Annotated in this window: 7 protein-coding genes; all 7 read left to right on the forward strand. The window is 33.5% G+C overall.

The features are described from left to right. The first annotated feature begins 13 nt into the window (after positions 1-13). The 7 genes from pta to HYN56_RS14425 all read left to right on the forward strand — a co-directional run bounded on the left by pta (position 14) and on the right by HYN56_RS14425 (position 13,150). Positions 14-2,107, forward strand: coding sequence for a phosphate acetyltransferase (gene pta, locus HYN56_RS14395; protein ID WP_109192811.1), 2,094 nt, complete (start codon positions 14-16; stop codon positions 2,105-2,107). 236 nt (positions 2,108-2,343) lie between these two features. Then, the gene (locus HYN56_RS14400) at positions 2,344-3,528 is read left to right on the forward strand and encodes an acetate/propionate family kinase (RefSeq protein ID WP_109192812.1); all 1,185 of its coding nucleotides are present in this window, start codon (positions 2,344-2,346) and stop codon (positions 3,526-3,528) included. A 53-nt stretch (positions 3,529-3,581) separates the two neighbouring features. After that, positions 3,582-4,079, forward strand: a complete 498-nt coding sequence (locus HYN56_RS14405) for a hypothetical protein (protein WP_109192813.1) — start codon at positions 3,582-3,584, stop codon at positions 4,077-4,079. A gap of 118 nt (positions 4,080-4,197) precedes the next feature. After that, positions 4,198-6,942 (forward strand): helix-turn-helix and ligand-binding sensor domain-containing protein, encoded by a 2,745-nt coding sequence (locus HYN56_RS14410; protein ID WP_109192814.1) that lies wholly within the window; start codon positions 4,198-4,200, stop codon positions 6,940-6,942. Between the two features lie 244 nt (positions 6,943-7,186). After that, complete coding sequence (locus tag HYN56_RS14415; RefSeq protein ID WP_109192815.1) at positions 7,187-10,216, forward strand: SusC/RagA family TonB-linked outer membrane protein; 3,030 nt, start codon at positions 7,187-7,189, stop codon at positions 10,214-10,216. A gap of 4 nt (positions 10,217-10,220) precedes the next feature. Continuing rightward, on the forward strand, positions 10,221-11,705 hold the full coding sequence (locus HYN56_RS14420) for a RagB/SusD family nutrient uptake outer membrane protein (RefSeq protein ID WP_109192816.1): 1,485 nt from the start codon (positions 10,221-10,223) through the stop codon (positions 11,703-11,705). Between the two features lie 71 nt (positions 11,706-11,776). Continuing rightward, the gene (locus HYN56_RS14425) at positions 11,777-13,150 is read left to right on the forward strand and encodes a glucoamylase family protein (RefSeq protein WP_109192817.1); all 1,374 of its coding nucleotides are present in this window, start codon (positions 11,777-11,779) and stop codon (positions 13,148-13,150) included. Positions 13,151-13,154: the final 4 nt, after the last annotated feature.

Here is a 13,154-nt window from a genome sequence, read left to right on the forward strand (position 1 = left end):
AATATAAATAATTATGAGTAAAGCAATATATATAGCCACTAGTGATCACAATAGTGGTAAGTCAATTATTACACTCGGTTTAATGAGTATCTTAATTGGTAAAACAGCCAAAGTAGGATATTTTAGACCTATAATTGAAGATTTTGTTGATGGTGAAGTAGACAATCATATTGAGACTGTTTTGTCGTATTTTAATCTTGATATTCAATTTGAAGACGCTTATGCGATTACTAAAAGCCGATTAATCAAAAAAAAGAATAAAGGAAAAATAGGTGAGGTCCTGGATTTGATTATTGAAAAATATAAAAAGCTCGAAGAACGTTTTGATTTCGTTTTAGTTGAAGGAACGAGTTTCACGGGAGAAGGAACTTCCATTGAATTGGATCTGAATGTTTTAATTGCTAAAAATCTGGGAATTCCAACAATTATTATCGGTTCAGGAGTTGGAAAAACTTTAGAAGAATTGTTGGACAGCTTATATTTGGTTTACGACTCATTTAAAGTAAAAGAGGTGGAGGTTTTATCGGTTTTTGCCAATAAGGTTCAACCGGAAAATATAGAACTGGTAACTAAAAGCCTGCAAAAAAGCCTTCCGCCAAATGTTTTAATTAATACCATTCCGCTCATATCAAGTTTGAATAATCCAACGATGCAGGAAATTGTAAACGAATTGGATGCAAAAGTTCTGTTTGGAGAAAATTATCTGAATAACGAAATCGGTCATTACAGTGTGGGAGCGATGCAGTTGCATAATTATTTGGTTCATCTGCATAATAATGCTTTAGTTATTACTCCTGGAGATCGCTCAGATATCATTTTGGGAGCTTTACAGGCTAATGAATCGGCTAATTATCCAACGATTTCAGGAATTATCCTAACCGGAAATATAGTTCCCGAAGAAAGTATTTTAAAGCTTATTGAAGGACTTTCTGCCATTGTGCCGATTATTGCTGTAGATGGTGGGACTTATCATATTACAAACAAAATTGGATCTATTAAATCAGAGATTTATGCCAACAACACGCATAAGATTGAAACCTCAATAACTACTTTCGAGAAATATGTTAACAATGATGCCTTATCGGAAAGATTAATCACTTTCCAGGCGGAAGGTATGACGCCGAAAATGTTTCAGTACAACATGGTTAAAAGAGCCAAACAGCACCGAAAACATATTGTACTGCCGGAAGGAAATGACGATCGAATTATTACGGCCGCGTCAAGATTATTGGACATGGATGTAGTCGATATTTCGATTATTGGAGATAAAAAACAAATAGAAAATAAGGTTGTAGAACTTGGAATTACATTTGATTTTTCTAAAGTAAATATCATCAATCCGATAGAATCTGAATTTTATGAGGATTATGCGAATACGTATTATGAGCTCAGAAAAGCCAAAAACGTTAGTATCACTATGGCAAGGGATTTAATGGAAGATGTATCGTATTTTGGAACGATGATGGTGTACAAAGGCCACGCAGACGGAATGGTTTCGGGAGCGGCTCATACGACACAGCATACAATTTTACCAGCGCTTCAATTCATTAAAACCAAACCAAACTCATCTGTAGTTTCTTCCGTTTTCTTTATGTGTTTAGAAGATCGTGTTTCTGTTTTTGGAGATTGCGCTATTAATCCAAACCCAACTGCAGAACAATTGGCAGAAATCGCCATTTCATCAGCAGAATCAAGTGCTGCTTTTGGAATTGAACCAAAAATTGCTATGCTTTCTTACTCTTCAGGAGCTTCTGGAAAAGGAGATGAAGTAGATAAAGTGAGAACAGCAACAGCTATCGTAAAAGAAAAAAGACCTGATTTAAAGATTGAAGGCCCAATTCAATATGATGCAGCAGTAGATTTGAGTGTTGGAAAAAGCAAAATGCCGGATTCTGAAGTGGCAGGGCAGGCAAGTGTATTAATTTTCCCTGATTTAAATACCGGAAATAATACTTATAAAGCTGTTCAGAGAGAAACCGGAGCTTTGGCAATCGGCCCAATGCTTCAAGGTTTAAACAAACCTGTAAACGATTTAAGCCGTGGTTGTACTGTAGATGATATTATCAATACAGTAGTAATTACAGCAATTCAGGCGCAAGGAATGTAAATTCAATTAAAAATTAAAAAACAGAACGCGGATGAGACAGATTTGCTATCACGAAAACGCAGATTTATACAGATTTTATTTTGATGAAATGAAAAATCCTTTTTTAATCCGGGTTTTTATCAAGTAAATCCGGGTCATCAGCGTACTAATCTCAATAATAAAAAATTAAAGATTTCTGTTTTCAAGATTAAAACAAAACTTAGTGACTTAGCGCCTTTGTGGCAAAAACATAAAAAATGAAAATACTTATAATAAACTCAGGAAGTTCCTCAATTAAATATCAATTAATGGTTATGCCGACAAACGAAGTAATTTGCAGTGGTATGATTGACAGAATTGGTTTAGAAACTTCAAATATAACTTTTAAAACAGCTTCAAATTCATTTGAAGAAATATTGCCAATTCCAACGCATAAGGTAGGTTTGCAGAAAGTCTCGGATTTACTTTTAGATCCTGAAAAAGGAGTAATCAAAACAACTTCAGAAATTGCTGCAGTTGGACACAGAGTAGTTCACGGAGGAAGTTATTTTTCTGATACAACAATTATTACCGAAGAAGTAAAAGACAAAATCAAAGAGCTTTCAGAATTAGCTCCTTTACATAATCCGGCACATTTGGTCGGAATAAATGTGGCTGAGGAAATCTTTTCAGATGCCAAGCAAGTCGCTGTTTTTGATACCGCTTTTCATCAGACCATTCCGGTTGAAGCACATAAATATGCGATCCCTAATTTTCTTTTAACAGAACATAAAGTCCGTGTTTATGGTTTTCATGGAACAAGTCATAAATACGTCTCAGAAAAAGCAATTAGCTATTTAGAAAAGAATTCAAAAATCATTACCATTCATTTAGGAAACGGATGTAGTATGAGCGCTGTAAAAGACGGAAAAAGTATTGATACCACAATGGGATTTTCGCCTTCAAACGGCTTAATTATGGGAACTCGCGCAGGAGATATTGATCAGTCGGTTATCTTTTATATGGTAAAAAGTTTAGGATATACGCCAGATGAGGTGAATTCAATTCTATTGAAACAAAGTGGTATGCTTGGTTTAACAGGTTACAGCGATTTAAGAGATATTGAATCGAAAGCGCAGGAAGGAAACAAAGATTGTGAGTTGGCCTTATTGATGAATGCTTACAGAATCAGAAAAACAATTGGTGCTTATGCAGCTGCTTTAAACGGATTGGATGCCATTATTTTTACTGCAGGAATTGGAGAGAATTCTTCTTTCATGCGTAATTTAATTTGTACCGATATGGATTATTTCGGAATTCAAATTGACAAGGAAAAAAATCAAATTCGCTCTAAAGAATTGAGAGAAATCAATACAGAAAAATCTGTTGTAAAAGTTTTGGTTGTGCCAACAGATGAAGAGTATGAAATTGCAAATCAGGTTTTTCAATTGCTGGAGAATTAGTAAAACTTTGACCAAATCATAATTTAAATATTTTAAAAAAAGCTTTCCATTAGATGGCAATAACAAAAATTGCGCTTACAAAAGAAGATATTCAATTAGTAAAAAATAAAATAAAAGCTAATTCTGCCATTAGAATTTCAATTTCAGGCTTTTCGCTTTTGGTTCTTCTAATTATTTATTTAGCTGTTGATTGTGATACGTCAAATTCAACTTTTTATCATTTCCGGATTGCAATAATTGTAATAAACGCTTTTCTTCTTTTAGGTTCGCTTAGAGATGCTAATTTATACAACGATTTAAGAGAAAAACAGAAATATGCAGGAACTGTAAAAGTGAAGAAAAAAGTGTATTCCTATGATAGAGAAAACAATTATGAAAATTATCAGATTTATTTTGATGAATGGAAGATTGGAGATAAATCGTTTAAAAAAGAATTTTGGAACGATATAGAGGAAGGCGATGAATTTTATGTTGAACAAGCGGCAAACTCTGCCTTGGTTTTAAAACTTGATAAAGAGAATATAGATTTTAGAATAGGATTAGTCTTGTAAATATTACGTAACTATTTTATTTCTAGTTGATAGTAAGAAAAAGCTTCCCGCACGGAAGCTTTTTTAGTTTTCGGTAATTAAATTTTTGTGAGTATCTTTGAATATAAATCCGAACATCTTGAAATCGATACTTTTTAAATCCTTTTTCTTCTTTTTCATCGCTTTACAACTTCAGGCACAAGAATTACTTCCATTTGTAGAAAATTACAGCAAATCTGATTATCAGGGTGATAATCAAATCTGGAATGTTGCTCAGGGTAATGATGATGCCATGTATTTTGCCAATAACCATTATTTGCTTCGTTACGATGGCGTAAAATGGGAAAAATATACACTTCCAAACAAAACCATTATTCGCTCTATTTTGATTGAGGGCGACAAAATCTATTCCGGATCTTATAAAGAATTTGGCTATTGGTACAGAAAAGACGGAACGATGCATTATGTTTCAATCACCAAAAATCTGAGATTATTTGATGAAAGAGATAATGAAGAGATCTGGAAAATTTTCAGGTTTAACGGTTCGCTTTATTTCCAATCTTTCAACGATGTTTTTATTTATAACGGAAAAACAATCAAGAAAATTAAATTCCCATTTCTTATTTCGTACTGTTTTGCAGTAGATAAAAATCTGTATGTCGCTTCTGTTCAGGATGGAATTTTTAAAATGAATGATAAATACATTTCAAATCCAAAAGGATGGAATGTTCTTAAAAAAACAGTCGTTCATGCCATAGAAAAGTACCAAAATAAGACCTATATATTTACCCAGAAAAAAGGTGTTTTTGTTGTGGACCAAAATGGTCTTAAAAGTTGGGACAATCCGATAAACGAAACTTTAAAATCGGCTACGATAAATGTGGCTAAATTTATAAAAGGAGAAAAATTAGTCATTGGAACCGGAAACCGGGGCATTATTATTTTAGACCTAAAAAACAATTCCTATAAAAATATTGAACGTGACAATGTTTTAATGAATAATTCAGTCCTGAGTTTAGGATTTGATAAGGAAAATGATCTTTGGGTTGGTTTAGATAACGGAATTGCACATGTTGAGGTCAATTCGCCAATTTCTTTCTTTTATGATAATTCAGGACTTTTAGGTTCAGTTTATTCTGTAGCAACTATTAATAAAGGGTATTTAATTGCGTCCAATCATGGAATTTTTGAATACAGTTCGGGGAAATTTAATATGATGCCCAATACGCAAGGGCAGGGCTGGAATATTTCTTTAATAGACGGGAAATATATTATTGGTCATAATGACGGGACTTTCTCATATGAAAATGGTTTGCTGACAAAAATAAACGGAGTCAGTGGAGGCTGGAATATGTCAAAAAGCAGTATTAATGATACTTATTTTCAATCGACCTACAGTGGAATTTTAGTTTACAATAATCCGTCTGATCTTTCCCATTATAAAATTATTAAAGATCTGGCGAAACCTATAAAATATGTAGCGCAGAATAAAAAGAATGAAATTTGGGCTGCAGATAATTACCGTGGATTATATCGTGTTGTATTAGACGATAATTATAATACTTTGAAAGTTGAAAATGTCACGCAGCAAAGTAAAATAATAAACGATTTTGGTATCAAGATTTTTGAGTTCAAAAAGGAAATCCTTTTTCTGATTAATAATGTTTGGTACACTTATAATTCGATTGCGGGTAAACTGGAAGAAAACGAATTGTTTAATGAAAGTTTTAAAAACGTAACGGATATTATTTCTATAGATGAAGACCATTTTATGGTTTTACAAAATGGAATCTTGTACCATATTTATGTTGAAGGAAATAAATTCATCTGGAACATCATTCAGGAGAAATATTATAAAGGGAAACTCATCAATGAAAATTTAAGAATTTTTAAAAAAGACAATTATTACTTGTTTAATCTGGATGACGGATTTATTTCGCTTAAACTAAAATATGAGAATAAACAAAATTCTAAAATAGAAATAGAAGCATTTAGCAATGATGTCTTAGTTCCAAATGAATCGAAAATTAAATTCAATACCGAATTAAGAATAAATGCCATTTCCGGAATTTACGGAGCCAGTAAACCAAATCTGTTTTATAAACTGGATAAAGGAAAAGATTTTATTCCGATTTCTGACGGATTGATAATTCTCAATAATTTAAGCAGCGGTAATCATACTGTAGAAATCTTTAAACATGACGGGGCAACATATGAAAAAGTTTCTCATTATAAATTTAAAGTTGCAGAACCCTGGTATTTCTCATTTTGGATGATTCTGCTTTATTTATTTGTAATTGCAGCAGTTTTATTTTTTTATTACAGATGGAATAAATTTCGATACACGCAAAAATTAAAATTACAGGCTGAAGAATTAAAACATCAGAGAGAAATTCTGGAAATGGAATTGAAAAAAGAAAACGAACTTAATCTTCAGGAATACGAAAAACATATTTTAGAATTAGAACTGCAAAGTAAATCTTCTGAAGTGGCCGGCAAATCTTTGTCTATTGCGAAGCAGACAGAAATGATTGATAAAATTCAGGGAATTCTGGAAACAGAAAAAGATTTTTCTAAACTGAAAAGTGAAATCAGGAAAGCGATTAAGATTAATGAAGTAAATAAACACGAATGGGAAATATTTGAAACCAATTTAAATCAGATCCACAATGAGTTTATTATAAATCTTTCTAAAAAATATCCGCACTTAACTCCAAAAGATATCAAGCTGTGTGTTTATCTTAAAATGAACCTTTCTTCTAAGGAAATTGCTCCTATGATGAACATCTCTTTTAGAGGTGTAGAACTGCACAGATATCGTCTAAGAAAGAAGTTAAACCTTAATCAGGACGAAAACCTGTCAAAGTTTTTATTAAGTCTGTAAGATTTGATTTTATTTTTTGCAGATATTATATTTTTGGATATCTATTATTACATAATTCTAATACATCATTACTACATCATAACGTTATGTTAAAGAAAATTTGGTAATGCTTATTTTGTTGATAATCAATTGTATAATCTTAAAATTTAACATAATGATGTAGCTGTGTTGTAGTGGTATTTGATGTACTACAACGTTGTAATTGTTTAATTTGGCTCTACTAACTTAAACGATTACGTACTGTATGAAAAATTTTATTTTTAGCTTTTTAGCACTCTTGTTGCTGCCTACATATATGGTGGGGCAGGCACAAGCAATTAAAGGGAAAGTAGTAGACAGTAGCGGAATGGGAGTTCCTGGAGCCATTATTAGTGCTTCAGAATCCAGAGCTTCTGCTGATGCTGACTTCGATGGTAATTTTACCATTAATGCTAAAGTTGGGGAAATCTTAAAAATCTCTATGCTTGGTTTTGATGCTGTTTCTGTTCCGGCAACAGCAGGTCAAATGACTATTACATTAAAAGAAGCAGGTGATACTGCTTTAAAAGAAGTAGTTGTTATTGGTTATGGTACCAGAAAGAAAATTGATAATACTTCAGCAATTACTTCATTAAAAGCAGAAGATGTTACAAGAACTAAGGTCTTAAATGCTTCTCAGGCTATTCAGGGTAAAGCAGCAGGGGTTCAGGTAACTTCTTCAGATGCTCCGGGAAGTACTCCTTCTGTAGTTATTAGAGGTTTAGGTACTGCATTAGGAGGAAGAAATCCTCTGTATATTGTTGATGGTATGCCAACGGAAAACATCAATAATATTAATACTAATGATATTACTTCTTATGAAATCCTTAAAGATGCTTCTTCTCTTGCCATTTATGGTACCAGAGCAGCAAACGGGGTTATCATTATTACTACTAAAAAAGGTAAAGGAGACAAAGTTTCTGTAGAAGTTGAAAGCTTTGGCGGTATCAGAACGCCACTTAAAAAAGTGAAAATGGCTGATGCTAATCAATATGCAAGCTATACTAACGCAGCTTTAGGAACAAACAGATTTTCTACAAACCAGCCTGTTAATACAAATTGGTTTGATGAAATTACAAGAACGGGTACTTATACTCAAAATAATATTTCTATTTCTGGGGCTACAGAAAATGTGAAATACTTCTTTAGTGCAGGTAACTATCAGGAAAAAGCGATTTTGAACGGTTTGGATTACAGCCGTACAAGTTTTAGAAATAACAATGAGTTTAAACTTTCTAAAAAAATCACTTTAAACCAGAACTTTAGCTTTACAGCAGCTAATTCTACACCAAAACCATTAAGTGCCTTTACAAATGCTTACAAACAGTCCTCAATTGTTCCTGTGCATTTTGCAAATGGTCAGTATGGTGCGCCTTTTGCAGATGCAAGCGGAGTAGCAAGTCCAACAGGTACTTCATTCAACAATGTTGGTAATCCTGTAGCACAATTAGATTTTTATGATGAACAACAAAGAAGTATCACACTTCAGGGTGGTTTAAAATTAGATTATGAAATCTTAGAAGGTTTAAAGTTCACTTCACAATTTAATGGTGAATACTACACCTGGAAAAACTACAATTTCGAGGATACTAAAAATGTTTGGTTAGCGGCTAATCCAACTCGTAAAGATGGAGATTATTCAAGTACAGATCCTATCAATTTATTGACTAGAGGTAGAGAGCAGTATTTTAACTGGAACTTATCTAACTATTTAACTTACAATAAAGTATTTGCTAAAATTCATGATGTGGAGTTAACTGCAGGTATTGAAACTTCTGTTAAAGGTCCAAGAGAAAAACTAGTAATTACAAGAAAAAATGTAAGTCCTGATTCTAACTATTGGTCTCTATATAATTCTACAGAATCAAAAGGTGTAGATTATTCTGGTACAGTTACAAACTTACAGGATATTGTGTTCAATGAGAGTAAATTAGCTTCTTATTTTGGACGTTTACAATACAAATTAATGGACAGATACTTAGTAACCGGTACTATTAGACGTGACGGATCTTCAAACTTTGCAAAAGATTACCGTTGGGGAACTTTCCCATCTGTAGGTCTTGGATGGATTATGACTAAAGAAAGTTTCTTGTCAGATATTAAAGGAGTTGATTTAATTAAATTAAGAGGTAGCTGGGGTAAATTAGGAAACCAAAATGTACCATTAAACAGCCAGAGTTATAATTCTGGATTAAACAGTTATTTAGGAGGTTCAATTTTATATGAAGGATCAAGCATTACCTCTCAAATTGATCCAGCTTTAACATGGGAAATTACAGAAGAGTCTTCTGCGGGTATTGATTTCGAATTTTTAGACAGCAGGTTAAAAGGATCATTTGATGTTTATAACAAAAACACAGACAATGTAATTTTATATGTAAAACCTTATCCAACTTCAGGAATCACAACAGCTTCTCCTTCTCACGTGGGTGAAGTTTCAAACAAAGGTTATGAAATCTCTTTACGTTGGGATGATAAAATTACTGAAGATTTAAGCTACTGGGTTGGAGGTAACTTCTCTCACAACAAAAATGAACTTACTAGTTTAAAAGATGTTTCGTTATCTCAAGTTATTGGAGGTAATTTAGGAAATGGTCAGGATACTAAATTGTTATACAACAACTCTGTTGGTCAGCCATTAGGTAGTTTTTACCTTTATGAATATGCAGGTGTAGATCCAGCAAATGGAAATATGCTTTATTATAATGCTGCAGGAAATAAAGTAACTCAGGATGCTTTATCTGCAACAGAAGATAAAAAATATGTAGGTTCGATTTTACCAAAAGTAAACTATGGAGTTTCTTTAGGATTAGTTTACAAAAACATTGATTTCTCTGTTGATGGATATGGTACTGGTGGAGCTAAAGTTTACAATGGTAAAAAAGCACAGCGTTTTGGAGGTGAAAACATCGAAGCTTCTATGACAAGCAATTATTGGACACCAACAAATACAACAGCACCAAATCCAAGACCATTTAATACTGTTCCTGTTGCTTCAACTTATTATATGGAGTCAGGTGATTTCTTTAGAATCAACAACATTACTGTAGGATATAAACTTCCTTTAAGCGGTGATCAATTTATTAGTTCTTGCAGAATTTATCTTAATGCAATCAACCCATTCATTACACAGAAATTTTCTGGATTCTCTCCTGAGCTAAATGCAGATGGAGATCCTTATAAACTTCAAGGTATTGAATTGGATGCTTATCCAACATTAAGATCATTTGTAATTGGTGCTAATTTAAAATTTTAATATTATGAAAAAGATATATATATCAATCTTCGTTTTAGCAGCATTTACTTTTACTGGATGTGCTGATGATTACCTAGATGTTAAACAAACAGAAACTATTTCTACAGATGATATCGAATTGTTTAACAATGACAACGGAGCAAAAACTTTTGTGACTTCAATCTACAGTAAGTTCTTAGACTGGGATATGAGCTCATTTGGATGGATTGGATTAGCAAGTATTACTTCTGATGATGCCGATAAAGGTTCAACTCCAAGTGATACCGGTACAGATAAAGATGTTTTGGATGCCTTAACTTATAACGCTTCTAATCCATCTGCAGAAAGTACTTTTAATGCAAATTATGATGGAATCAACAGATGCAATCAAGCATTAGAAATTTTACCTAAACTAGATAAAGCTGATCCTGCTTTAAGAGAAAGATTAATGGCAGAAGCTAAATTCTTAAGAGCTTTCATGTATTTTACTTTAGTAAAATGTTATGGAGGTGTGCCAATTGTAGATCACATTTCAAAAATTCCATTATCAGCAGAAGATAAAGCAATGCAGTTAACTCGTAAAACAGCTGCTGAGGTTTATGCTTTTATTGAAAAAGATTTAACTGAAGCTGCTGCAGTTTTACCAAATAAATCGCAGTATGCTGATGCTGAAAAAGCAAGAGCATCAAAAGGAGCGGCTTATGCTTTATTAGCAAAAGTGAGTTTATATCAGAAAAAATGGCAGGCTGTTGTAGATAACTGTAATCTGGTTACAGGATATATCATTTCTCCTGATTATGCTAAAATGTTCAGATTAGAAGGAGAAAATGATGGAGAATCTATTTTTGAAATCAATGGTGTTGGTTCAGTTCCAGCTCGTGGAATTCAGGGATATTCTAATACTCAGGGTGTTCGTGATGCATGGGGATGGGGATTCAATCAGCCTTCTCAAAGTTTAGTAGATGCTTACGAAGCTGGAGATGTTAGAAAAGATGCGACTATCATTTTTAGAGGTACAACTTTATATGATGGAAGAGTAATTCCAGTGATTAGTGCAGATGACCCTAATCCTAGATACAACTTTAAAGCCTATTCTTCTGCTTATACAAGTGCTTGGGAAACAGATGCTAATATTAAATACTTAAGATATGCTGAGGTATTATTAATGAAAGCGGAAGCCTTAAATGAATTAGGTCAGACTTCAGAAGCAATTCCGTTGTTAAACGTAATCAGACACAGAGCAGGTTTAGGCGATACTCCGGCAACTTCTCAGGCAGCAGTTCGAACTGCAATCTGGAAAGAAAGAAGAGTGGAATTGGCTTTTGAATTTGACAGATTCTTTGATTTGGTTAGAACGGGTCAGGCAAAAGATGCTTTTGCAGCCGATAAGAGCACGTTCTTCCCTAACGGAAGAGTATTTACGGTAGGTAAAAACGAATTATTCCCAATTCCGGCATCATTTATTTTAGTTGCTGAGGGAATGTCTTCTCAAAATCCTGGATATAATTAATATTCTTAAAATCACTTCCTTCTGGTTTCCAGGAGGAAGTGATTATTTATTACAATCTCAAAATCTTAATAATGATTAGAATTTCAGTTTTATTTTTAGCTTTTACTTTTTTTGGTTGTGGCAATACAGATAAATCAAAAAAGGATGTACAGGGAAATACTTCTGTTGTTGCTGCATTAACAGATGAACAACTTTTAGATGTTGTTCAAAAACAAACTTTTAAATACTTCTGGGATTATGCTGAACCCAATTCGGGATTAGCCAGAGAACGTTATCATCCGGACGGAAATTATCCAGAAAATGATTCTAATATTGTTACAACAGGAGGTTCTGGTTTTGGTTTAATGGCACTTGTCTCGGGAATGTCTCAAGGATACATTACAAAAGAGCAAGGAGTTGAAAGATTGAACAAAATTGCAGATTTTTTAGGCAAAGCAGATCGTTTTCATGGAGCATGGTCACATTGGATTGACGGAAATACAGGAAAAGTAAAACCTTTTGGAACCAAGGATAACGGCGGTGATTTGGTCGAAACCTCATTTTTGGTTGCAGGAATGATTACAGTTCGTGAATATCTTAAAGATGGTTCTGAAAGTGAAAAAGCAGTTGCTCAAAAATTTGATGCACTTTGGAAAGGAGTAGACTGGCAATGGTACACAAATAACAAAAATGTTTTATATTGGCACTGGTCTCCAAGTTATGCCTGGCAGATGGACTTTCCTCTCCAAGGATATAATGAATGCCTGATTACTTATGTAATGGCGGCATCTTCGCCAACTCATGCAATTGATGCCAAAGCGTATCATGAAGGATGGGCAAGAGGTGGCGAAATAGTTTCTTCAAAAATAAAATACAATCTGCCTTTAATTTTAAAGCATAATGGGGCAGAAGAATTTGGTGGCCCATTATTCTGGGCGCATTATTCTTATGTTGGTTTAGATCCAAATCAATTAAGCGATAAATATGCTAACTATTGGGATTTAAATGTAAATCAGACCAAAATCAATTATCAGTATTGTGTTGAAAACCCTAATAAAATTCCAGGATATGGTCCGGAATATTGGGGATTAACAGCTTCTTATTCCAGAAATCCTGACGGTTCTATTGGATATAATGCCCACATGCCAAGTAATGATCAGGGTGTGATTTCGCCTACTGCAGCAATTAGCTCGATTGTTTATACGCCAAAAGAGTCTATGACTTTTATTCGCAATTTATACGAAAATCATAAAAAAGAAGCCTGGGGCGATGCAGGATTCTATGATGCACTTAGTTTAGGAAATAAATGGGTTGCAAAACGTTATCTGGCAATTGATCAGGGACCTGAAGTGGTTATGATCGAAAATTACAGAACAGGTTTATTATGGAAATTATTCATGAATGCCCCTGAAGTAAAACAAGGTTTAACAAAACTTGGATTTAAATCAGGGAAATACGGGATTTAATAAA

This window comes from Flavobacterium crocinum, assembly GCF_003122385.1.
Classification (GTDB): Bacteria; Bacteroidota; Bacteroidia; order Flavobacteriales; family Flavobacteriaceae; genus Flavobacterium; species Flavobacterium crocinum.

Excerpts from the sequence above, each read along its gene's own strand:
- pta (WP_109192811.1), top strand. The coding sequence starts at position 14 with ATGAGTAAAGCAATATATATAGCCACTAGTGATCACAATAGTGGTAAG.
- HYN56_RS14400 (WP_109192812.1), top strand. The coding sequence starts at position 2,344 with ATGAAAATACTTATAATAAACTCAGGAAGTTCCTCAATTAAATATCAA.
- HYN56_RS14405 (WP_109192813.1), top strand. The coding sequence starts at position 3,582 with ATGGCAATAACAAAAATTGCGCTTACAAAAGAAGATATTCAATTAGTA.
- HYN56_RS14415 (WP_109192815.1), top strand. The coding sequence starts at position 7,187 with ATGAAAAATTTTATTTTTAGCTTTTTAGCACTCTTGTTGCTGCCTACA.
- HYN56_RS14420 (WP_109192816.1), top strand. The coding sequence starts at position 10,221 with ATGAAAAAGATATATATATCAATCTTCGTTTTAGCAGCATTTACTTTT.
- HYN56_RS14425 (WP_109192817.1), top strand. The coding sequence starts at position 11,777 with ATGATTAGAATTTCAGTTTTATTTTTAGCTTTTACTTTTTTTGGTTGT.